Here is a 22,938-nt window from a genome sequence, read left to right as displayed (position 1 = left end):
GAACACTTAGAAATTTAATCGCTTTTCCGCCGCTCAAAGCAGTCTTTTAACAGTGTTACCACCTGCTTTAGCAAAAGTCAATTTAAGTTAAAACACCAAAGTGGATAACCACGAAACAAATTTAATCCCATAAGTCTCCAAACACTTTAAGTTTATTTTGGTTTTAAAAACCGGTCTGGAACCGGTTTTTTGTTTTGAAAATACCAGCGTAAAATTCAGATCTAAGCACTTCAATGTTAGGCGTGAACTTGTAGGCAAGGAAGATAATTGGTCTTTAGTAAACTTACGATCGTGAAACTAATCGTTTGATGACATAGGCGCCTTGGATCAGACTATAAGGCAAGTGGGACAATTAACCCGTGTTAAACTCTGATTAGTAAAAGCGCAAGCAGGCAGCAATTATGGTCTGCTTTTTAGTCTGAAAACTGAGCATAATTTGCCGCCAATTCTCATAGAATTTTGTAGATGACAGCCAGCAAAAGCATCAATCGCACGCTGGAAATAATTGAGAAACCAGCAACTCAAACTAAACTATGAATTGATCGAATCACGGGTCTTATTTTCAACTAGTTAGATGACTAATTTATACGCGATTATTGGTATAATGTCTTTATGAAAAAATCTGGAAGAAAATTAGTTTTGTTGACCGCTTCAAGTGGCCTATTTTCTTTGCCTGTGGCCGGTATCATTGCTTGCAGCAATGTTTGGGGAGATGACCAAGGCAAGAAACTAGAGAAAGACGATCAAGATAAAAAAATCGGCGTTATTAAAAATTTTTACTACACATCGTTGAAAGAGTTTGACACTTTAAATTTTAACGTTGGCGAAACTTATTCTCCCAGTCAAATTGGTGTCCAAGATATTTTTAATGACCAGTACCTGTTCAAAGTTGACGATTATGATGATTTACAAGGCGCTCTGACTGTCAGCGTAGAGCATGTTAATGATCAAGCCGTTGAACAGCTCAAGAGCGGAGTTGAGATTCGCGGTTTCAAAAACTTGAATGCACAAGAGTTTTTTTCAAAAAATTACCAAAGACTTACCCGACAATAAAACCTTAGTTAGCAACTTACTTGACAAACCTAAACCAAGCGATTTAGAAGGTCAAAGACTTTTAAACGTTGATGATCTAGGCATTGCGCATTATTTTAAGTTTCGCAAAGCCGAACACTTTGTTAGTGTAGTTGATCACGATGATTTGCTTGGTGAAGTTACCATTGAACTCAAAATTGCCATTGCTGGTCAAGATGAAACTATCACTTTGACGGTAAGCGATCTTGCGATGGAAGACGAGGTGTTAGAAGCTCGCTTAGAAAAAATTCGTCAAATAATTGAAAAATTGAGTGAGAACTACACAACTAATAACAGCAGTCAATTGCCTTCCCAAATTGTCCAGAGAACGGGAGATGCTGATTTTTGGAATCAACTCGGCATTGGAGCCTTTCCTAATTTTGACGAGCAAACAATTAACGTCAGTTTTAAAAAGGGAGAAAATACCAGCGACGCCAAAGGTCAGTTAGAGTTGGTTATCACACTTACAGCTAGCAACCAGGGAAAATCCGTCGTACGAAGCAAAACAATTTTGATTAGCGGTTTTTTTGACTAGCGACGAAGCTAAAGAGGACAAAGACCACATTAAAGTTCAAGTAATCAAAAATTGATTTGAGCAAACGTTCAGCAAGCACACTGCCCTAAAAAATTCTCTGCCCTCGGAAATTAAACGGGAATTTTTGTCTCTTGAAAACTCCCAGCAAAATTTAACGGTACTAGGCTTACAGGAACTCCCCTCTGCGCTAACAGAAAATCTCAAACTGGATTTAACACTCGGGACAGCCGATGATGATTTAGGCACTTTGGAATTATTCGTGAGCATCCAGGTAAACCACGTTAGTCAAGAGTTGCGTTTAGTTATCAAAGGCTACGCGACAAACAAACAAATTAGCGACGAATTACGTCGTCAAACAAACCAAGAGTTGCAAGACCTTCTAAACTACATCAAGCAAAATCGCAAATTAACTACCTTGGGGGAAAAACTGCCGAGTCAAATTGCCAGCGAACAAGAGAAAGTTAGCTTTGCCAAGTTAGGTATGGAAGATTTAGATTCAAACGAGTTACTGGGCGCGCAAGTGCAAATCTTGGTGACCCATATTGACGATCAAAACGGAAAAATTGGGTTAGAAGTCAGTTTAAGCAAAAACGGCGTGTCAATCCAGGGGCAAGTCGTTGTGCAAGGGTACAAGAAAAACTCTGAGGTCATTAAGGAAAAGCAAGAGAAAATCGCCCAAGAACTTGAGTTCCTTGCGGAGTGAATTTCTGAAAATCTTAATTTAACTTCTAACAAGACCAAGCGACCGAGTCAAGTCGGAAAAAATCAAGCGATTGTTTCGCTAAAAGAACTTGGTCTGGGAAACATACCAGATCAAGAAATGGCTGGGGCCTTGGCCGAGTTTAAAATTGTCAAAACTGATGATTTTGAAGGAACCATTGAAGTTAAAGTAACGGTTTCTAAATCAGGTCAAACCGCGACAAAAACTTATTCAATTTCTGGTTATAAAAACACCGTGACACCATGATTGAACTACTCGCTTGGATTAAACAAAAACGAAATAAAACTAGTTTGGTTGAACTGCCCAGCAAAGTCATTGACGGAAAAAACTAGCGTTAGTTTTGAAGATCTAGGTCTTGAAAAACTTCCGCCGGAACTTTTCAAAGATTACGATGTCAAAATTGAAATCACGAGTTTTAGTGACGAAAATGGTTCGATTGAAGTCAAACTAACGATTAAAAAAGGTCAAATCACAGAGAACATACAGTACGATGTTTTTGGTTACAAAACTACTAACAAAGTACTTAACGAACTTGTTGAAATAATGAACCGGGTTAAGCGTCAAATCGAGTGAACTACCCACCGAGATAAGTTGCCAAGTCTGATTGGTTTTAAAGAAAATCAATCAGTTTCGCTTGAAACGCTCGGCTTAAACAAATTAACTGAACTTGATCGGAAAAACGTCGCTTGAAAACTGATTTTTATAAGTTTAGATGATGTCAAAGGCGAAGTGAGAGTTTTTGTTGAGCTATCTTATCTAGGCGTTGAACACAAAGAACAAATCACGATTAAAGGATTTAGAACCACAAAAGATGAACTCAACAGTTTGTTGGAGCAAATTCGAAGCAGAGACTTAACAACTTCCCATCAAAGCAAACTACCGAGTCAAGTCGGAAACGTAGATCAAGAGGTTTCGTTTGAAGACCTTGGACTGGGAAAATTAGCCAACTTTGGCAAAGCTGAAAACATTCAAGTCAAGTTATCCATTTTGATTGTTAGTGATAAATTGGGAACAGTTAAGGTCCAAGTGATACTTACAAAAAACTCAGTCAGCGTTGATGGTATTCTAGAGATAAAAGGTTTCAAAAAAGAAGCCGACCACATTCGAGAAATCACTGACTGAAAAGAAAAGTTGAACAACTGATTTGAAAACAATTGGTCCAAAACCTCTTTGAAAGACAAGTTGCCAAGTCAAGTTGCCCAGGAAAGACAAACCAAAGATTTCAATGATTTAGGACTGCGTCAAATTCCCGAAGAGTATCGCAAGATCTTCAAGTTAAATATCAATATTCATAGGGTGGATAACTTGCTGGGGCAAATAACGGTTAACATTCAACTTCTTAATCCCTACCAAGAATTTAGTGTTGAGTTGGTAATCAAAGGCTTCAAGAAAGAAAGCCAAGTCAAACAGGAGTTAGAGGCCTACTTTGACCGAATTAAAAACCGAAGTAAAACTAACCTGGAACAAACTTTGCCAAGCGACTTAGGAATCTTAGGGCAAACCAGTTTCAAAGAGTTAGGACTCACCGACTTAACAGACGAATTTGCTCGCGAGGGAATATCTGTAAAACTACTTTTTGAGCGCGCTGATGATGTTGAAGGTCAAGTCAAAGTCAAAGTGTCTTTAAGTAAAGATGGGGTTGAAATTGACAAAACTCTTACGATTAGCGGATTCAAAAAAGTCTCTCAAGAGTTGGATGAAGTATTTAACTACATTAAAGAACGTCTGTCAAAAGTCAACTTTTCAAACACTCTACCTAGTCAGTTAGGGAAACCTGGCCACGTAATCAGCCTTTCTAAATTAGGGTTGGAGGATTTTGATTTTGCTAAATGAGCATCAATTGTGGTGAAAATCACTATATACATAACTAATGACGCGACTGGTGAATTATTGATTGATTTAAGAATTAGTAAAAACCAACAAACAAAGAATGCTAAGTTGACTCTTGAAGGGTTTTTAACTAGGTTTAAGGTTGACCAAAAAGAGATTGACGATATGGTCAGGCAAATTCAAGGTCTATACGAAGTTGATAATAATAGCAAGCGCATAGATGTTAAAGTCAACAAAGATTCACGTTTTTACGAAATGGCAATTTCTGAAGTTGACGTTAACATGATTAAAGATAATTTGCGAACTTTCGGGATCATGCTGCCGCCTAACTTGAAAAATTTAACTTTTGAATGAGTCATTAAAGATAAGTTAGAAAAATCCAACACGGTGGTTTTGGTACTAAAAATCTCCCGCGGAAAAGCCCAGGCGGAGTTAATTTTTAACATCACAGGTTTTAAACCTTACTCAGATAAGTTAGTAGACGCCGCTTTGAAAAAATTTCCCGACAAGCTTAGAAGCAAGTGATCAGAAAAGCTTGTTAGCCAATTCACTGAGAAGAAAGTTTACAAATTTGCGGATCTGGGCGTTGAAATCTCCGATTTTGAAAATGATGCGTTAGAGTTTTCGGCAGAAATCATAAAGCATGATACTCACTTGGGAGAAGTTGTTGCGACTCTGGTCATTTCAAGTTCAGTTACCGGTTACAAAAACAAAAAAGCTATCACGATTGTTGGCTACTGAAACGATGAAAAACGCAAAACTGCTGAAGATAGATTAACTAATGAGCTGGCCCAAGTGTTCGAGAAAGCTTACTTTGATGGTAAGCTAGCCGACCTTACTAGTTATGAGTCAGAAAATGTTACTACGTGAGCCTCCACTGATTTGACCGATCAGTGGATTGACGACGACGACAAATATAAAATCGGATCAAATATCACTTGAGAGCAGCTAAGTTTGTTATCCACAACTGACAATCTCAAAAAAACGATTCATAAGTTTGGCCAAACCGCGCGTCTCACATTTGAGTTGGTTGACAGATTACTTGGCACAGATTTTAATGGATTAATCTCTTTCAAACCCACCTTAAGTTACATTGATGTCCAAGTGAGTAGCGAACACCCTGTTTTGATTAAGGGGTTTCAAAGTTTTGAAAAATATCTTCACTCTCACGTTCGCAAACTAAAAAATAACTTGGGCGACGAAATAAGACAAAGTTACTCCGGCTTGCTGGTGTCGCTATTTAAAGAGTACCTGCCTAGCGGAGAACAATTTAGCAACTACCCGCTTCCAAACTCTCAAAATTTGATCGCTAAGTTTTTTGAGTTAACTCAACTTGCCGACAAGTTCACTTACAAAATTGACGGCAAGTACGACTTATTTGTCATGGCCATCCTAGGTAAGGAACTTGAAAAAGACGACCCACGTAATTATGATTTGGACACCTACGAGTTTGAATTTTTATTCGGGTTGATGGGCAAAATAAATATGATAATTTCAACCAAAAAGTTTATCAAGGCGATTATGACAAACTCTACCGTCAAAAAAGAAGTTTTACCATTAGGTTGACCGGTTTTTCTACTCGCGATGATGTGGTAAAAACGGCCGAGCAAGTTTACAAAGAACCGAATAACTCGCTAACATTAAAAGCGCCAAACATCCACTTGACCCATTTTCGGGGGATTCTTCAATCGTGGTACGGAGAAGATTCTCTACCCGAATTTACTTGGGATTTTAACTGATCGCCTAAGTATAAAGCAAAAAAAGAACTTTTTGATCAATTAATATTTGACGACGTTAAACGTCACAAAGTTCCAGGAGTATGAGTTGATTACGGTAAACCAAACGATATTAACAAGTGACTTAAAGCAATTAAGATGGACCAGCATTACTATCACTGGAAAACAATGCCGGTGGACTGAGTCAAGTTTTTCAAATCAGCCAACACAAACCTTAAAACTCAGTTAGAAAAGAGACGTTTTTATTCTGCCGAGCCTTACTTCCGTTTTGTGTCGGTAGAAGGTTTAAAAACTAAAAAACCTACCATGAATTTTGAGGTTGCTTTCCGCTTTCAAAGCTACGACGGGTCCGAGGAATCTTACAATCAACCCACCCACGAAAAATGACTAACGGTAGACAAATTGGAAGTGCAAAACTTGACTGTTAAATTAGAAATGCAGCACGATCTTAAAGAGTACTTGGAAGAAATGATGAAGCAAGATAACTTAGGAAATCATCTTTTCAACCAACATGTGAACGAAAAACTAGGCGCATCACTGCTAAAAAGTGCAAAACCTAGAGACCATCACAAAATTGTAGTCAGAATTCCCATGGGCTCAAAAGATTATAATAAACGTCATGGTTCAAATTATGCTGAATTAAGAGCGAAAAGACTGTACTGGAATGATCAAATAAATCGCTCGCTGGCACATTTAACTGGAAAAATATACGAGACGGAAAAAGATTGCCAGGTCAACCTAAAGATGCAGCAAAAGGTTATCTAATTCGTGACATCTTGGCTTCAACGCGTTGGAATTGAGGTAAAAAGTTAGAATACGATGTTTCCTTCGAAAAACTACTTGGGAATTTGGGCGTCACATTTATTTTTGAAAAAGTAGAATCAACCGATTTTCTAAATCACATTGCAGAATCAAAATTCACAAAGAACGAGAAACCAAATGTCACAGTTAGTTTCCGACCACGCCTGTTATACAACTCTGAAGCCTACATCATGGAAGAAAATAAAATGCCGGGTCGCTCTTTTTGCGAATTATGGAGTGGATTCCATGCTAATAGAAGACGAAGATGACGTTAAAATTTGGAAAATTGACTACCATTTTTACTTTGGTGAAGTTCCTGTAGACTAAAACTTCGCCTCGCTTTTTAAACAATTGACTCTAGAATGTTTCTTTGTTTTTCGGTTTTGAACTTAACAAGTGGGTCGCGCAGACAGATTTAGCGAGAATATTCTTTATTTATGACAAAACATGAGTCCAATCCGTCAAATTGATTGAAAATTGTTTTACAAGTCAGTTTTTCAGGTTTAATCTGCTAAAATTTAGACAATTAAAACTAAATTAGGGGATAAAAAATGAGAAAAAAAACTTTTCTTTTAACCGCCGCCTTGTTAGGCGTGGTTACTTTACCAGTTGCTTCGTTGGTAAATTGCATCGGTAATACTGGCCAAGAGCAGAGAGAAAAAGATGATGACCAGATTAATCCTAAAGGTTCTTACCGAACTACGCTCAACCAGACCGAAACACTTGAATTTGAATTAGCAACACGTTATTCAGCCAACGAAATAGGGCTTGAAAAAATTTTTAGTGACCAGCACGAGTTTGAGGTGCAACAATATGATGATTTGGCTGGTGAAATCGTAGTTGACATACACCGCATATCAGTTGATGGCAGCAGTTCAATTATTAAGCGCGGCGTAAAGATTATCGGTTTTAAAAAGATTAATGCGGTTAATTTTATTAACCAAATCCGCACCCAAATCACCAAGCAAGGAATGTTTGAAACCGCCCTAATTAGCGATCAAAAACCGAGTGAGTTAGACACAAAAACCATTTACAAAGCTGCGGATTTAGGCATTGACCACCATTTTAATTTCCGTCAAGCCGAGCATCAAATTCAAATTAAAAAATCTGATGATAAACTTGGTCGACTGAATGTTTTGATCACCATTGCTCTTAGCAACAAAAAAGTTGCTACTACCTTCGTAATTGAAGGTTTTTTGGCTGACGATCCAGAACTAAGTCAACGTGTCAAGTTTATGCAGCAGGTGCTTAAGAAAATTAGCGACTCTTACCAAACTGAACACTCTGGCAAATTCCCCTCCGAAATTGTCCAAAGGAAGGCAGATGCTGATTTTTGGGACCAACTCGGAATTGGTGAATTTCCTGAATATAACGACTTGGCAAAACATGAGGTGAAACTTTCTTTCAAAAATGTAAGGCATAACGATATAGCGGTTCAATTCGACTTAATATTGCTCTTGATTTATTACCAGAAGAAGAGTACAAAGGTTACGCCGACTCTAAACTCGTTTTCATTACCGGTTTTCTAAAACTTGATCCAGAAAAGCAAAAACAAGATCAAATAAAAGTCCAAAAAATTAAGGATTACCTGGATAATGAGTTGGATAAAACGAGCGAGTTGAAAGACAAGTTGCCTTCGGAAGTTAAACAAGACTTTCGTGGTAGTTTGCAAGATCTAGGATTACAAAGTTTGCCAAGTCAGTTAGTTGATGACGCTAGAATTACCTTTGAAGTTAAAAGCGCTGACAACGACCAGGCACTTTGCTCATCCTAGTTTCGATCAAAGTTGGACGAGCTGAGTTAGAGACTGAAATTAAGATTCAAGGGTTTAAAACATCTCTTCAAGATAAGCAGGAAAAAGATCAAGCAGATAAATTCTTAACAGAGCTTTTAGCTCACATCCAAAAAAATCACACCAAAACTCGTTTTGAAAATGAACTTCCTTCTCGAATTGCTGGCCTTGAGAGCGAACTTACTTTTGAAAAACTAGGACTTTCAACTTTGTCTAAGCAAAAACAGCGAGACGCTCAAGTGACTTTAACACTGATTGAGGTGGACGACAAGCAAGGTCAGATCACTGTCAAGGTAGAAGTTAAGTTGCGAGGGTTAACCAAAGAGCAAGAGATAGTTATCCACGGATTCAAGTCTAGTTTGAAGCATTTAGATGGACTGCTGAACTACATCGAAAACCAGCACTTATTAGCAAAATCAAAACTTGGAAAAAAATGAGCCAAAGACATTTTCCAAAAATTTGAAAATCAAAACATCACGTGAGAAGATCTTGGTTTAGATGAAATTCCCGAAGAGAAAAAAACAAGGCGCAGTTGTCAAGATTCAGGTCATCTTGGCTGATGATGAACAAGGAAGGCTGCAAATAAGGGTTACGGTTTCTCTGGGTGATGAAACTAATCATCGGGAAGTGTGAGTGAGAGGTTTTAAAACAAAACAGGACCAAGAGATTGCTGAACTGATGCATTTTATTGAAAGGCATCTGAAAACTCACAATGACTGAGATAAATATTTGCCGAGCCATTTTGGTCAAGTTAACCAAGCTACTAATGATAAATTCGGCAAAAAAATCAAAATGATACTTAACCGTGCTAATTCAGAAAATACTTCTATCAAGATGTTGATCACAAATCTTGACGACGACCAAGGTCAACTTACCATTAAGTTTGAACTTGAAAAAACAAGAGTCAACGTTAGTGAGAGAAATTACTTTGGACGGTTTAATGACCACGCATAAAATCGTTGAAAAAACAGCCAATCAAATTCGTAAAGAAAATAATGTTGGTTCAAACATCAGTGATATTGAAGTTTCAATTGACAAGTATTCCATTTGGCGAGACAAAGACCCGAGTGACATTTCTATTGAGCAGTTTGAAAATAATCCCGGCGAATTCAACGTTAAATTGCCTTTAAAACTTGATTCCGATGTGGAATTAAAGTGGCGTCTCAACTGAGAAGAAACCACCATCGAACAGTTAGGAGTTTTATTGGAGATACGACGAGGGAAAGCCAGCGAAACCTTAAGTTTTAAAATCACCGGTTTTAAAAAATTATCCCAAAGAGTGATTGACAAATTCATTGATGACGAGAAACTGAAATCTTTAACCACCAAGTCTTCCAAACAAAAAGTCGATAATTTTGAGACAGGAAAGACTTACGATCTTAGTCAACTAGGTATTGAGCACTTGGGCATAACAGAGGGTCTAGAGAAACTTGAATCTTTTGACCTTAAATTTGTTGTTGAAAAAACTAATGATACTGAGGGCACAGTCACAGTAATGTTGATCGTTTCCAGCGAAGGTTACGTAAGAGACAAAAGAATAACTATTGAAGGTTTTTGAAGCGAAGCTAAGAGAAAAAATGCTCGTCAAGAGATCTTACAAGAGATTGAAAAAATCTTTGGAAATTTTTACTTCAAAGAAAAATTGAGCCAAATTTCAGAGGAAGATACCCAAAAACTGACCGCGTTTGATCAAACCCAAATCAATCACTTTATTGGTGATGATTGGGCGTGGTCGCCGGGACCTGAAGTTAGTTTGGAAGATTTAAAATTAGTAAACAAAACTTTGGCTCTTCGCAACTGAGTGAGAGAACTTGACGAAAATGCCGAATTAACATTTGAAATTGTTGAAAGACCAAGTAGCATGAATTTTCACGGAGCCATCACGGTTAAACCAGTTTTACGTTACATTGATCTTGTGATTAAAAGCGAAGACCCAGTTGTCATTTCGGGTTTTCAAAGTTTTGAACTTTATTTTCACTCTTTGGTTGCAAAAATAAGCCAGGAGATTCCCAATAAAATTGAGTTAGGTTACGAAGGTTCGTTGGTTCAATTCTTGGATCATGTTCCAATGATATCTAATCGAGGATATAGTCGAGAAGCTCTCCCTGGTTTTGATAATTACCCGGTTGACGAATATGCCTCAACACCTAGAATAGGTCATATTAATGCTTTCCAAGAACTTGCTAAAATAAACGAAAAAACAATTACTTTTAGAGAGACCAAAGTTTTTAGAGAGACATACAAAAAGTTTGGTAAGTACCAATTATGACTTATGGATATTCTAGCTAAGCAATAGCCAACGGACAGCACCACATTTTTAACTCCGATGAGTACGAGTTTGAGTTTGTATGAGGATTAGCAAGTAACAGTCCAAAAGACATTGAATTTAACAATAAATTTTGGAATCCAGGCGAAGAAGAAATTACACGAAAACATCGTTACGACGCATTTTCGCGAGGTAAAAGAAGTTTTGTGAAGATTCTTTCCGGGTTTGCTACCCACGACAAAATGGTAGATACTGTTGAAAAAATGTACAAAACAGCTATGAAAAATAAAGAATTTATTAAAGATGGAGTTTTATTGGAAACAAAGATCAAGTTGAATGTCAAAGAAGTGCTGAGCGAAATGTACGGGAAAGATTCTCTAGACGATCAAATTGATTATAGAAAAGAGACTCAGGTCAGTGAATGACAAAAAATATTAGTCAGGAGCGTTATCTTGTTTGGTCAAAAATTCCTGAAGTTAACTGATCAAAACTTTACTATCATTTTTACGTTAAAGAGATTTTATTTGGTGACCAATACATAACAGTAGCTTCACTCAGACCTTATCTAAGATTTTTATCTGTTGATCGCAACGATGATTCAATAATGAATTTTAAAGTTGGATTTCGGATTGGACGAATTAACATTATTGATGAGACGGCTCTTCGACAGCCGAACAAATGACCCAAATACGAACAAAACAAAGAATGGCACGATGCTAATGATTTAAAACTGATAGACACGGTAATCAAGTTAAAAATCAAATAGTAACTTTTTCTATGAGTACAGACCGAGCCGTCGGTTTACTGAGTCCGTAAATTCTGGATCCGTTACTACAATCAAAAATAAAACCATAATTTGGACACCTTTTTAAGTTCGTAAGTGTAATTTAAGCAAAATAGAAAAAGTCCGATAAATATTTATTGTCCCTAACGTGTAGTTATGTGACTGTGCTTTTTTCAAAATTAAAGAAAATGTAGTACAATTGTTTCATTCACAAGGAATGAAAATGAAAAAACTTTTTTTAACCAGCGCTTGCATAGGACTTCTCACTTCGCCGTTATTTCGTTGTTGTCTTGCATTGACGAACAAGACAAGAAAAAAACCAAATAGACGATGACAAAGTTGTTGGCCTTAAAAACTCTTACCTTACAACGCGTAATCAGACTCAGACACTTGACTTTGTAGTGGGAGAGTCTTACTCATCAGCTCAGCTTGGAGTTGAAAAAGTTTTTGATGAGCGTTATTACTTTGAAGTGCAATCTTGTGATGATTTAAAGGGTGAAATCGTAGTTGACATCCGTTATCAACAAGCTAACTCTGTTGACAGTATTTTAAAAAAAACCGGGGTTAAAATCAGTGGTTTTCTAAAAGTAAACGCAGAAGATTTTCTTTCTGAAATCAAAGCTAACTGCCCAGACTACTTACAAACTAGTTTTCCAGAAGTTAAAGCGAGTTTCTTGCGGACATCAAGACTCCCAAAGTTGCTGATTTAGGAATTGAATCCCATTTTAACTTTAGACAAGCTAAACACTCGGTTAAAATTACCGATGCCAACGATCGAATTGGTGAAATCAAAGTTCTAATTCAAGTTAGTTTAGGCGGTTCTACAACCATTTTAAGACTTAAGGTGGGCGGTTTCTTAGTGGAAGACCCAGAATTCAGCATTGTTTTCCGAAAAGTTGAGAAAATATTTGACCAAATTAACCAAGCGCCACAAACTACCCACAACAATAGACTTGCTTCTAGTTTTTTGAAAGATATTGACCAAGCTGATTTTTTTGAAAGGCTGGGAATTGGGAATTTTCCCGAACTTGCAGATCTAGACAATACCGTACAGAATTTGAGAGTTCGTTTTTCCAAAGGCGATCGTACCAGTGACCAATCCGGGCAACTTGAATTAAAGATCAACTTGCTGTTTGAATTTAACGGCAAGTCTCTTCAAAGAAGCAAAACTATTTTAATCAGCGGGTTTTTGAAGTCAACTAAAACTAAGGAAGAACAAGACCGTCTTGAAGCTCAAATGGCTAAAGACTACTTTGAAAAAACATTTAGCCACAAAACGCGTTTAACTGGTCAATTGGCCTCGGAAGCCAAGTTGAATTTTGTTTCTAGTAGAAGTAGTGACTTAAACGCTCTAGGTCTTGAAAAATTGCCAAAATGGTTAACGAGCGGGACACCAGAATTAAATTTAGTGTTTCCGCATTTGATGATGAGCAAGGAACTTTGGAACTTTTAGTTGACATTAGAGTTGGAAAAGTAAGTTTAAAAACCACGCTGTTAATCAAAGGGTTTAAAACTAATCAGCAAGTTTTAGAAGAAGAACAGACCAAAAATAAGTTAGATCTTGAAGAAACTTTGCAGCGAATCATTAGCCAAGGTCTGACTAGCAAACTAAGCTCAAAATTGCCTTCTGAACTTGCAGGTCAAAACAACCTAACTTTTGAGAAGTTAGGAATTACTTTTGTTCCAAAGAGCAAGGACATTAAATGGGAGTTAGAAATAATTGAGACTGACGATGAAAAAGGCGCGATCAAATTACAAATCACAGTTTCGCGGAGAGGTCAAAAACAAACTAAAGAAGTAATCGTCTCTGGCTTTTTGTCCAACCAAAATCATTTGCCCGGCGTGCTCGCTTATCTTAAAGACCGTGACAACCGTTCAAAGTTAAGTCACCAATTGCCTTCACAAATTGGATCAGTTAATGACAAGACCACTTTTGAAAAATTAGGTCTGGAAGAAATTCCCGACAAAATTAAGCGCGGAGCAAAAATAGAGCTGACAATTTCCCAAATTAACGATGAACTAGGGCAGATGGAACTGAAAGTTAAACTTACCCGGGGCGATCAAAATCTATCTGGAACTCTCAAAGTGACTGGTTTTTTAGCAAAGAACGATTTCCTGAAAGATTTGCTTTCCTGAATCAAGCAACATCGTGCTGTTTCAAGGTTCAGCGAATCCCTACCTTCGCAAATTGGTTCAGTTAACCAAAAAGTCTCTTTTGAAAAATTAGGTCTTGAAAGTGTTCCAAACCACAAAAAAAACAACGCTCAAATAGAACTTAAGTTGGACAAGGTTGACGATGACCGAGGTCAGATCGGTGTTGAAGTTAAGGTTTCTTTGTCAGGCGACACCCAAATTGGATATGTTTGGGTGACTGGTTATAAAAGTAACGATAGGCATTTAAAAGAACTTCAAAACTGGATCATGATGGAAATCAACGAGACTAGCACTGCACTAGGTGATCAAATCGCCTCTTCCATCAAAGGAATTGGTAAAGAAGTTACTTTGGAAGAGTTGGGCATTAAGCAAACTATTCCCGAAGACAAACTCCAAAACGCCAAAGTAAAATTGGTGGTTCTTGATTTTGACGATGCGTTAGGCACCATTAAAGTTAGATTCCATTTTGAGAGAGGCAAATCCAAGGTCAGCCAAGACGTGACCATTAATGGCTACAAAACAGAAGACCGGTGGCCTCGGAGCTTGACAGGTTATTAAATTGATTTGAAACCAATTCCCGCACAAGTTTGACAAATGAATTAGCGGGATACATCTTTAAAGTCGCAGAAGAGACTTCCTTGGAAAAGTTAGGTCTAACTAGCCCTCCTAACCAACTGACTAAAGGAGTTCAGTTAGTTTTTGAAATTACTGAGATTAGCGACTTAACTGGAAACGTAAAAGTTTCGATCCAAGCGAAAAAAGACGGTAAAAAAGTCGAGAAAGTTATCACAGTTAGCGGATTTTTAACGACAGATAACTTCTTGAAAAGCCTCTTAGACTATTTCAGAAAGCATAATTTGGAGACAACTCTAATGCAAAAATTACCTAGCTCTGTCGGGCAAAAGGGTGATAGAGTCAAAACCTCTGATCTTGGTTTAAAGCAACTTCCGTCCAAGTTGTGGAAAAAAGTTGAAACTCAAATCACAATTATCTCGGTTGATGATGAACGCGGTGAAATTAAAATTAAAGTTGAGCTCAAAATGGATCAAAAAACCCGCGATGAGCAATTTATTGTAAGCGGTTTTAAAACTAGCCAGCAAGTTATACGTGAACAAATTGAAAAAGAAACTGAATTTTTTGAACTTCTTAAAACTTGGGTCTTAGAAAATTGGTCTGACACTTATCTGTCTGACCAAAGAATAAGCAAAGTGGTTAAGGTTGGTCAAATACTTGAGGTGACTTTGGCAAGAAACTCGGTCTACCCAATTTAAGTGAGGAGTTAAGCGAATGATTTACTAAATCTCGCTAGAGGTCTTGTCAATTGATGATTACCTTGGTCAAGTAAAACTCAAAGTCTTGGTTTGAGGCAAAATCACTCAGAAGCCGAAAGAGTTGCAGATCACTCTTCGCGGTTTTTCGTAAAGTTAGTGTCAAACGAGAGCCTCAACTTGATCAGTTGTTGACTTGAATCGAAGAAAATCGTACCAAAACTAGTTTAAAAGATCGACTACCTAGCGCCCTGGGCGTTTATCCAGGCAACTCAGTTAATTGGCAAGATTTAGGTTTAGATCCACTACCAAACACAAACCAGGGAAGACGTAGAAGTAAAAGTTACTCTTAAATCACTAGACGATAACCTGGGTCAAGCGATTATTTTAGTGACTGTTAAAAGCGACCACGCCCAGCGATCGCGCGAGATAGTTGTCAAGGGATACGGAACTTTAGAAGAACTGCTGGAAAAAGTTTTTGAAATTTTCGTCAAGCACTTATCAAGAGCTAAACTAGCAGATCGATTGCCTAGTCAAGTCGGATCAGTCAAGCAGTTGGTAACTTTTGCCGATTTGAATTTACCTGAACTTGATTACCAATCAAGAAAAGGAGTTGGTTACAAAATGATCGTTAATGAAGTTGACGATCATAGAGGTTTGTTAACGCTCATTTTAGAATTGGACAAAGACGGTTCTCATGTGGTTAAAAAGTACACTTTGGAAAATTTGATGACTCTTAGCCAGTACGAAGAAAAAGTATTAGTTGAAAAGGTAAATTCAATCCGCAAACTTAACAACGCTCAAAATGATGAAGGAAAAATAGCGGTTAAAATCACTAACAAATCCGCTTTTTACGAGTATGACATTGCAAAAATTTCAGTCGAAGACGTTAAGAACAATTTGGATGAATTTTCAATTCGATTGCCCGATGATTTGGATGGGGTAAAGTTAGAGTGAATTTCGGTCAAGCCGTTGGTGACAAACAATTTGCTACTAGTTGATTTGCAAATTAGTTTCGGACAGGCCAGCCAAAAACTGACTTTTGAAGTTACTGGTTTTTTGACAATGGCTGGCAAAATGATCCGCGATGTTATTGAGTCGATTCCAGCTCAGTTAACAACTCAACTCAAGCGAAAATTAGCGACCGATTTTGAGGAAGGACGAATTTACGACTATCGCGATCTGGGGATAGCACCTTTTGATTTAAGACTAGATATTTTTGGAGTCGATTTGATGGTTCGGGGAGTGGACAATAGGTTGGGTATAGTCCATCTAAACGCACTTGTTTCAAGCGGCGGAGAAATGCAAAGTAAGAAAATTGAGGTAGATGGGTTTTGAAATGATTCTGAACGCGAAGCAGCTCGCCGGTTAATACCGGGTCAGATGCATAACTTTTTCCGCGACTTTTACTTTGACACTCAAATTAGCAAACTCTCTGAGCAAAAAACTAAGCAGTTGCCCGCTTTTGACAATACCTCTAACAACATAAATTTTATTGGTAACCATGCTGGTTACCAAAATGGTCAGGAAATTGCTTGGGAAGATTTGAATTTAGTTAAAAAAGCGTCGCTTATTAGGCAATGACTTGCTGACGTTGACAAAGACTACAAGTTAATTTTCAAAGTGGTTGAAAGACCAGACCATGTCTACTTTAACGGAAGCATTCGAGTTCAACCTTTAATCAGTTTCGTTGACCAAAAAATTTCTTTGCCAAACACGATCGTGATTGGTGGTTTTCAAACTTTTGAACAAAACTTCCAGAAAATGGTCGAATATTGAAGCGGACAAATAAACTACGCACTAAAAACTAGTTCCAAGGGAATTGCTCTCTCACTAATCAAAGCACTGGAAAAAACTAAACCTGGTTTGACGCGCGTTTCGGAATTTAAAAAATTGACTGGTTTAGGTGATGTTCTGAAAGATGGTCCGCGAATAGGATCCCACAAAATGATCATTTTAGACGTGGATTGAAAGAGCAACCAAGATCCTAAAAGTTACCACTCGCCTGCCCTTCATTTTCAATTTTTAACTGGTCTTCAAGGTCCTGAAAGCGACTATTTTAACAAACGTAAGTTGGACGATGAAAATCTTCAACCACGCGAAGTTATAGCTCAACACAGGAGTTTTTTCAAGTTAGTTACGGGATTCAAAACTAAAGACGATGTAATTAAGGTCGTTACCAAGGAACTACAAAAACACGAGTTTTTGAAGTGAGATTTTCCTGAACAAATTCCCCATGCTAAAGATGTTGATTACTCGGGACTGCGAGGTCCGAAAGATTTTGGCCATCTACGCGGAGTCCTTTCAGAGATGTACGGGCACGAATCATTACCCGAATTTCACCCCGAATATTTGCGAGAAAATAAAAAGCGTGATTTACTTGACAAATTCGCTCGACAAGGCGAATGAGGAAAAAACGAGGGTGAAAACACACTCTGATTTAGGTACGAAACGAGAGGCAATGTTGCCGGTTGACTTAAAAAAATTGGTAAGTTTAACCATTTCTCACCGTGAAACAAAGTTCCGATTGACTACGAACATTTGTGAAAAAACTCTGATCCAAGCACCAGAGACCTATTTGCTAGCGCTCGATTGTACTTTAAATTTCTGCGCTACCTACCTTCCCACAACACCATGTTTTTTCACGGTCGGATTGGAAATGATCGCTAGTTCACCGAGTGACAACATTCCGGTTGTTTTTCCTTACAAAAGAGGAATTCCCGAAAAAGGCAAAGACGAGTCAGATCTTTACTTAATTGACCAAAATCTAGAGTTTGGAGTCAAACTTCCATACGATTTATCGGACTACATGCAACAAGTTTTAGAGCGAGACTTTCTAAAATTTCGACTTTTTACCGGCATTGTCAAAGACAAACTTGGAGCCCAAATGTTAGAATGCAGCGGTAATTGCCACCGCATTGAAGTCGTTGTACACCGCAGCCCTAAAGAAAAGGCCATGGACCCGAATCTAACTAAAGGTAAGGAGACAGATGGGTTTTTTAACCCATCCATTCTAAGATACTTTTACCGACAAGTCCTAGAACTTACAGATTTCCGCTTCACCATGGACCGGAAAGAACGCATCTTACGTGCTAACACTCTCAACAATATTTTGATTGGCAATCGCTTCGACCAAAAAGGTCAAAGCCATAAGTTTGGTGACGAGTGAATTGAACTCATCGCCCACTTAGCTGGACTAGGTATCACGGTTCTTTTTGAAAGAGTTAGTTGGGAAGAATACCCAAGAGCGCAAAAAAAAGACGGATACTACGCAGTTGGAAAATTCCGTCCTGTGCTGTTTTACAATGTTCCAATTAGAACACATAATTGAAAAAAACCTAGCGTAATAAACATAACAGAAGCTCCAATAGTTCACAAAGGTGAAAAAGTTTGGAAATTTATTACCGCGTTGTCTAATCGTGACTGGAGTTTAAAAAAATGTTTCCAAAACAAAGATGGATTTAATGCCTTGCAACCGCAACCGCTGGTTTTTTAAATCCGCTCAGTTCATCTATAATTTGAAAAATAAAGGTGGCGTTTAGTGCTGAGAGTATTTTTAATTGTTTCGTTAGGAATTGCTTTTTTAGTCGCTTTTGCTAGCGCGCTTTTTACGATTTTAAGAATTAAATTTTTGCGAAGGAAATACGCTAGTCAAGAAAACCTACTCACTTACCAGAGAGCCTTTGAAGACCCGAGCCACGGTCAAATTATTAGCCAACTTAAAAAAGATGCCTCTGATCCGCTGCAAGATGAGCAACTAGTTTTCGCAGTGGCCACAATTATGCGCAATAGCTACCGCACATCTTGCGTGGCTGGTTTTGAAGGAACTTACGAACAAACTTCGCTGGAAAAAATTGCCCGGCAAAAAATCGTAGCCGATAACTTCGCTTTTTTGCTTCTCAAAAGCAACTCTGAGGTGGTGGCTAAACTGGAGCAGATGCTGCCCAAGCTTAGCGCGGAAGGAATGATTTTTATCGCCCATGGCAAAAACGACAAAATCCAAAAAACAAGCTCTTGATCAATTTTTGTAAAAACCAAAATTTACGAATTAGTTACGAAAAAGTTGGCCACGGCGTAGTCTTAATCGCCCGATAAAATAATTTTTGCCTTGGTTTAGAGAAGTTGAGTTAGAATGTAGTTTAAACATTTGCCATGGAGCCAAAATGATTGAACCACCTAAACAAAAAAACCTCATTACCCGCGAAGGTAAAAAACGACTTGAAGAGGAACTCAAACACTTAGTGGAAGTAGAAAGACCGCGCGTAATAGTGGAAATTCGTGATGCTCGTGGTTTAGGCGACTTGTCGGAAAACGCTGAGTACAGCGTTGCCGCGAGAGGCAAGGCAAAATTGAAGATCGCATTCGGAAATTAACGCCATTTTAGACAATTCACAAATTCTAACAACTGGTGCTTCACACTCTACTAAATCAAAAAATGAAGAAGTTAGAATCGGTTGCGAATTGGTTTTGGAACATTTAAAAAACGGATCGCGCCAGTCGTATAAGATCGTGGTACTTTGGAAGCCGACCCATTTAGTCAGCCGCTTGTCAAAGTCTCTTATGAATCGCCGCTAGCTCAGGCGGTTTTAGTAAACACAAGGGAGACGTAGTGGAAGTCGATGGTCGACAAAAGTACCAAGTAAAAATTGTTGCAGTTAAAAATTAGTTTGCCAAGGAAAAAAAGTGACTAAACAAAAGCAATTAATGGTTGACCCCGCATCTTCCCAAGTCATTTATACGAATAGACAAATCGTGAAAAAGTGTCAGGAGTTGGCGTTGTGGATCGATCAAAATTACCGCGAAAGTTCTAATTTAGTTTTAGTGGGACTACTCAAAGGTTCAATTCCATTTTTAGCCGAATTAATTAAGCACATCCGCGTTGACCACGTGATGGATTTCATGACAGTCAGCTCTTTTGCCGGTGGCATGTCTAGCACTGGTCAAGTTAAGGTAGTGATGGATTTACACAGCGATATTCACGGCAAAGATGTTTTAATCATTGAAGAAATTATTGACTCTGGCCAAACGCTGTTTAAAATCGTAGAGTTACTGAAAACCCGCCAACCAAAACGTTAAAAATTATGACTTTGCTAGATAAAAAAAGCAAACGAACCGCGCCCATTGAAGCAGATGTTTTCGGGTTTGATGCTCCAAATCTTTTTTACGCTGGGTTTGGTTTAGACGTCAAGGAAAAGCTGCGTAATTACCTTACATCGGTGTTTTTGACCAGTCTAAATTCGACTCCTTATAGAAATTTTAAGTCATTTTTATTGTATAATTATCACTGCTATGATCAAGGTTCAAAACTTGCGTTTTAAGTACGCACAAGCCGGTGGTTACGCCCTTGATGGAGTAACTTTACACATTAAATCTGGCAAGTACACCGCTATTGTTGGACACAATGGTTCAGGCAAGTCAACCTTATCTAAAATTCTTGTCGGGCTTGCTCCGCCTACCAGCGGCGAAGTTTGAGTTGATGACATTTTGCTCTCGCGCAAAAACCTTAAGAAAATCCGGTCTCGAATCGGAATGGTTTTCCAAAATCCGGAAAACCAATTCATCGGCGCTACAGTTGAAGATGACATCGCTTTTGGTTTGGAAAACAAACTTTTACCGCGTCAAGTAATGCACGAAAAGGTTCATAAGTACGCTAAAAAAGTTAACATGATTGACCACTTAAGCAAAGAACCGCAAAACTTGTCCGGCGGGCAGAAACAGCGCGTCGCTATCGCGGCTACTTTGGCAATTGATCCAAAAATCGTCGTTTTTGACGAAGTCACCTCCATGCTTGACCCGAAGGGAAAACGCGAAGTTTTGGAAATTATGGAAGAGTTGAAAAAAGACGATGGCAAAACTTTAATCGTGGTTACTCACGACATGATGAAGCAGTTTTAGCCGACGAAATTATCGTTTTAGCCGGCGGAAAGGTGATTGCCAAAGGCGATCCCCACGCAATTTTGTCCAACCAGAAAATTATTGAGCAAGCTAAAATTGAGAGCCCTTTTATCTACCGCGTAGCTAGCGCGCTTGGACCAGACATCACTCCACCGACTTTTTCAAAAAACCAACTGCTGGAGAATTTATGCAAATAAAAACGACCGATCTCTCCCACACTTACGCGTTAGGTACAATTAGCGAGTTCACCGCCCTTAAAAACGTTTCAGTTACGTTTAGTTTGGGCGAGTTTATCGCTATCATCGGTCACACTGGTTCGGGTAAAACCACTTTGATCGAACATTTAAACGGACTTCTCCGGCCAACTCGCGGTCGAGTCGCGATTGGAGAAATAGTGATTGAAGGTGGTCGACGACGACCGGCTAAAATCAAAATATCAATTCGATCCGTAAACGTGTCGGAGTTGTTTTTCAGTTTGCTGAGTACCAACTTTTTTGAGGAAACGATTGAAAAGGACATTATTTTCGGTCCGCGCAACATGGGCGTTCCTTTACCCCGAGCACAAGCGCTGGCCAAGGAGTACATTAAACTAGTTGGTCTGCCCGAGGAATATTTGCAGCGCAGTCCCTTTGCTCTTTCCGGAGGTCAAAAGCGCCGAGTAGCGCTAGCAGGTATTTTAGCGATGGAACCTGACATTTTGATTTTTGATGAACCAACTGCTGGTCTTGATCCAGAGGGTAGTCGGGAAATGTACGGCATTTTTAAGCAACTCAATGCCAAAGGAAAAACTATCGTAGTCGTAACTCACGATCTAGACAAAGTTTTGTCCTACGTCAAACGGACAATAGTGTTACGCCACGGCCAAGTTGCTCGCGACGGTAATACGTTGGACGTACTTTATGACCACGCTTTTTTAATTGAAAACGAATTAGAACCGCCTAAACTGGTTTCGCTAGTTGGTCAGTTAGAAAGTTGTGGTTTAAAAATTGGTCGCGTCAGCGATTTAAGTCAACTGGTTCGAAGAATTAAACTCGCCCGGGGAAAAAGCATGAATAGCGTCACAATTGGTAAATACATCCCTGGCAATTCCTTTGTTCACCGGCTTGACCCGCGCGTCAAACTCCTAATTAACATTTTGCTAATCGTTTTGGTGTTTTTAACTAGTAGTTTGATTATGCAAACGATTTTCTTAGTGCCAATTTTTGTCGCGTTTCTTTTTCGCATTTGCGCAAAAGTTTGTTGCTCAGTTCTTTAAAACCAGTTTTCGCGATTGGTCTGTTTATTTTCGTGATTAATCTTTTCATTCTAGGTAAAACCGGACATGTTGGTCAAACTTATGGCTCCTGGTGAAAGTTTACTTTATCAGACCGGGCAATTCAGTTGTCGCTTCTAATCATGATCAGAATTTACATCATGATTTTGACCACAACTCTTTTAACTGCCACAACTTCGCCGATGGCGCTGACGCGCGCGATTGAGGACGTGCTTTTCCCGCTCCGTCTTGTCCGAATTAAAGTTCACATTATCGCTTTAATAATTGCCATTGCGCTCCGGTTTATTCCCACTCTGTTAGAAGAAGCCCAGCGGATTATGAAAGCCCAAGCCTCGCGCGGTGTGGACTTTAAAAACGGTAACTTAAAAACCAAGGCCAAGTCGCTCATTACGCTAATTATCCCGCTCTTTGTTTCTGCCTTTACTAAGGCCGATGACTTAGCTTATGCGATGGAAACCCGCGGTTACGATCCTTACGAAAAACGCTCTCGTTACCGGGTGTACGTGCCTCGCTGGACCGATTACTTAGTGGTAATTTTTTACGCAGGTATGATTGCTTTGGTTGTGATGTTTTTAAACGGTCAAATTCCGATTCCGACTTGGATGAGCTAATGCAGTGGTACCCTGGCCACATGGCTAAGACTAAACGCCAAATTGATGAGGTCAAAAAAGACGTTGACCTTTTTATTAATGTCCTAGACTCCCGAATTCCGCGCACTAGTTTTAACCATCATTTAGTTGATTTAATTGGCAAAAAAACCTCAACTTTTAGTTTTAACTCGGAAACACCAGAGCGACCTTGTTAAGCTTGCA

At 38.7% G+C, this 22,938-nt stretch carries 25 protein-coding genes and 1 pseudogene; all 26 read left to right on the top strand.

What is annotated here, in order from left to right; translation table 4 throughout:
• Positions 1 to 612: 612 nt before the first annotated feature.
• The 26 genes and pseudogenes from CSH31_RS00345 (at position 613) to CSH31_RS00240 (ending at position 22,931) form a co-directional block, all read left to right on the top strand.
• Positions 613 to 1,053: a hypothetical protein gene (locus CSH31_RS00345; RefSeq protein WP_148668986.1), complete on the top strand. Its 441-nt coding sequence runs from the start codon at positions 613 to 615 to the stop codon at positions 1,051 to 1,053.
• Positions 1,004 to 1,606 (top strand): lipoprotein 17-related variable surface protein, encoded by a 603-nt coding sequence (locus CSH31_RS00340; protein WP_161565601.1) that lies wholly within the window; start codon positions 1,004 to 1,006, stop codon positions 1,604 to 1,606. The genes CSH31_RS00345 and CSH31_RS00340 overlap by 50 nt, the downstream gene beginning before the upstream one ends.
• Positions 1,599 to 5,753, top strand: a complete 4,155-nt coding sequence (locus CSH31_RS00335) for a lipoprotein 17-related variable surface protein (RefSeq protein ID WP_128008405.1) — start codon at positions 1,599 to 1,601, stop codon at positions 5,751 to 5,753. The genes CSH31_RS00340 and CSH31_RS00335 overlap by 8 nt, the downstream gene beginning before the upstream one ends.
• The gene (locus CSH31_RS00330) at positions 5,720 to 6,658 is read left to right on the top strand and encodes a hypothetical protein (protein ID WP_128008404.1); all 939 of its coding nucleotides are present in this window, start codon (positions 5,720 to 5,722) and stop codon (positions 6,656 to 6,658) included. The genes CSH31_RS00335 and CSH31_RS00330 overlap by 34 nt, the downstream gene beginning before the upstream one ends.
• On the top strand, positions 6,619 to 6,969 hold the full coding sequence (locus CSH31_RS00325; RefSeq protein ID WP_128008403.1) for a hypothetical protein: 351 nt from the start codon (positions 6,619 to 6,621) through the stop codon (positions 6,967 to 6,969). Before CSH31_RS00330 ends, CSH31_RS00325 begins: the two co-directional genes overlap by 40 nt.
• A 276-nt stretch (positions 6,970 to 7,245) precedes the next feature.
• Positions 7,246 to 8,223 carry a lipoprotein 17-related variable surface protein gene (locus CSH31_RS00320; protein WP_128008402.1) on the top strand — a complete coding sequence of 326 codons (978 nt, stop codon included), beginning with the start codon at positions 7,246 to 7,248 and terminating at the stop codon, positions 8,221 to 8,223.
• A 71-nt stretch (positions 8,224 to 8,294) separates the two neighbouring features.
• A complete protein-coding gene (locus tag CSH31_RS04265; RefSeq protein ID WP_161565600.1) occupies positions 8,295 to 8,468 on the top strand; it encodes a hypothetical protein in 174 nt (57 codons plus the stop codon).
• Positions 8,456 to 9,103 carry a lipoprotein 17-related variable surface protein gene (locus CSH31_RS00315; protein ID WP_128008401.1) on the top strand — a complete coding sequence of 216 codons (648 nt, stop codon included), beginning with the start codon at positions 8,456 to 8,458 and terminating at the stop codon, positions 9,101 to 9,103. The genes CSH31_RS04265 and CSH31_RS00315 overlap by 13 nt, the downstream gene beginning before the upstream one ends.
• 16 nt (positions 9,104 to 9,119) lie before the next feature.
• Positions 9,120 to 9,440, top strand: a complete 321-nt coding sequence (locus tag CSH31_RS04260) for a lipoprotein 17-related variable surface protein (protein ID WP_161565599.1) — start codon at positions 9,120 to 9,122, stop codon at positions 9,438 to 9,440.
• The gene (locus tag CSH31_RS00310) at positions 9,400 to 10,782 is read left to right on the top strand and encodes a lipoprotein 17-related variable surface protein (protein WP_161565598.1); all 1,383 of its coding nucleotides are present in this window, start codon (positions 9,400 to 9,402) and stop codon (positions 10,780 to 10,782) included. The genes CSH31_RS04260 and CSH31_RS00310 overlap by 41 nt, the downstream gene beginning before the upstream one ends.
• 176 nt (positions 10,783 to 10,958) lie before the next feature.
• Positions 10,959 to 11,294, top strand: a complete 336-nt coding sequence (locus tag CSH31_RS00305; RefSeq protein ID WP_128008399.1) for a hypothetical protein — start codon at positions 10,959 to 10,961, stop codon at positions 11,292 to 11,294.
• A gap of 62 nt (positions 11,295 to 11,356) precedes the next feature.
• Positions 11,357 to 11,518 (top strand): hypothetical protein, encoded by a 162-nt coding sequence (locus tag CSH31_RS04255; RefSeq protein WP_161565597.1) that lies wholly within the window; start codon positions 11,357 to 11,359, stop codon positions 11,516 to 11,518.
• Positions 11,519 to 11,937: 419 nt separating this feature from the next.
• Positions 11,938 to 12,246 (top strand): hypothetical protein, encoded by a 309-nt coding sequence (locus CSH31_RS00300; protein ID WP_161565596.1) that lies wholly within the window; start codon positions 11,938 to 11,940, stop codon positions 12,244 to 12,246.
• A 134-nt stretch (positions 12,247 to 12,380) separates the two neighbouring features.
• The gene (locus tag CSH31_RS00295) at positions 12,381 to 12,989 is read left to right on the top strand and encodes a lipoprotein 17-related variable surface protein (protein WP_161565595.1); all 609 of its coding nucleotides are present in this window, start codon (positions 12,381 to 12,383) and stop codon (positions 12,987 to 12,989) included.
• Entirely contained in the window at positions 12,911 to 14,248 is a 1,338-nt protein-coding gene (locus tag CSH31_RS00290; RefSeq protein WP_128008396.1) for a lipoprotein 17-related variable surface protein, read from the top strand. Before CSH31_RS00295 ends, CSH31_RS00290 begins: the two co-directional genes overlap by 79 nt.
• 29 nt (positions 14,249 to 14,277) lie before the next feature.
• Complete coding sequence (locus CSH31_RS00285; RefSeq protein ID WP_161565594.1) at positions 14,278 to 14,961, top strand: lipoprotein 17-related variable surface protein; 684 nt, start codon at positions 14,278 to 14,280, stop codon at positions 14,959 to 14,961.
• Positions 14,962 to 15,146: 185 nt separating this feature from the next.
• Positions 15,147 to 15,311, top strand: coding sequence for a hypothetical protein (locus CSH31_RS04250; protein ID WP_161565593.1), 165 nt, complete (start codon positions 15,147 to 15,149; stop codon positions 15,309 to 15,311).
• Between the two features lie 37 nt (positions 15,312 to 15,348).
• Positions 15,349 to 17,628: a lipoprotein 17-related variable surface protein gene (locus tag CSH31_RS00280; RefSeq protein ID WP_161565592.1), complete on the top strand. Its 2,280-nt coding sequence runs from the start codon at positions 15,349 to 15,351 to the stop codon at positions 17,626 to 17,628.
• The gene (locus CSH31_RS00275; RefSeq protein ID WP_128008393.1) at positions 17,618 to 18,454 is read left to right on the top strand and encodes a hypothetical protein; all 837 of its coding nucleotides are present in this window, start codon (positions 17,618 to 17,620) and stop codon (positions 18,452 to 18,454) included. The genes CSH31_RS00280 and CSH31_RS00275 overlap by 11 nt, the downstream gene beginning before the upstream one ends.
• A 45-nt stretch (positions 18,455 to 18,499) precedes the next feature.
• A complete protein-coding gene (locus tag CSH31_RS00270; protein WP_128008392.1) occupies positions 18,500 to 19,036 on the top strand; it encodes a hypothetical protein in 537 nt (178 codons plus the stop codon).
• 85 nt (positions 19,037 to 19,121) lie between these two features.
• Positions 19,122 to 19,331, top strand: coding sequence for a hypothetical protein (locus tag CSH31_RS00265; protein ID WP_128008391.1), 210 nt, complete (start codon positions 19,122 to 19,124; stop codon positions 19,329 to 19,331).
• Positions 19,332 to 19,662: 331 nt separating this feature from the next.
• Positions 19,663 to 20,034: a phosphoribosyltransferase family protein gene (locus CSH31_RS00260; RefSeq protein WP_345775148.1), complete on the top strand. Its 372-nt coding sequence runs from the start codon at positions 19,663 to 19,665 to the stop codon at positions 20,032 to 20,034.
• Between the two features lie 213 nt (positions 20,035 to 20,247).
• A pseudogene (locus CSH31_RS00255) lies at positions 20,248 to 21,050 on the top strand (energy-coupling factor transporter ATPase).
• Entirely contained in the window at positions 21,041 to 22,108 is a 1,068-nt protein-coding gene (locus tag CSH31_RS00250) for an ATP-binding cassette domain-containing protein (RefSeq protein WP_236630674.1), read from the top strand. Before CSH31_RS00255 ends, CSH31_RS00250 begins: the two are co-directional and overlap by 10 nt.
• Entirely contained in the window at positions 22,090 to 22,737 is a 648-nt protein-coding gene (locus CSH31_RS00245) for an energy-coupling factor transporter transmembrane component T (protein WP_236630673.1), read from the top strand. Before CSH31_RS00250 ends, CSH31_RS00245 begins: the two co-directional genes overlap by 19 nt.
• Positions 22,737 to 22,931 carry a hypothetical protein gene (locus tag CSH31_RS00240; protein ID WP_128008390.1) on the top strand — a complete coding sequence of 65 codons (195 nt, stop codon included), beginning with the start codon at positions 22,737 to 22,739 and terminating at the stop codon, positions 22,929 to 22,931. The genes CSH31_RS00245 and CSH31_RS00240 overlap by 1 nt, the downstream gene beginning before the upstream one ends.
• Positions 22,932 to 22,938: the final 7 nt, after the last annotated feature.

Origin of the sequence: Mycoplasma sp. ATU-Cv-508 (genome assembly GCF_004011945.1) — a bacterium.
Taxonomy (GTDB): Bacteria; Bacillota_I; Bacilli_A; order Mycoplasmatales; family Metamycoplasmataceae; genus RYZV01.
The sequence above is the reverse complement of the archived record's forward strand: the minus strand, read 5'-3'. Positions and strand labels throughout refer to the sequence as shown.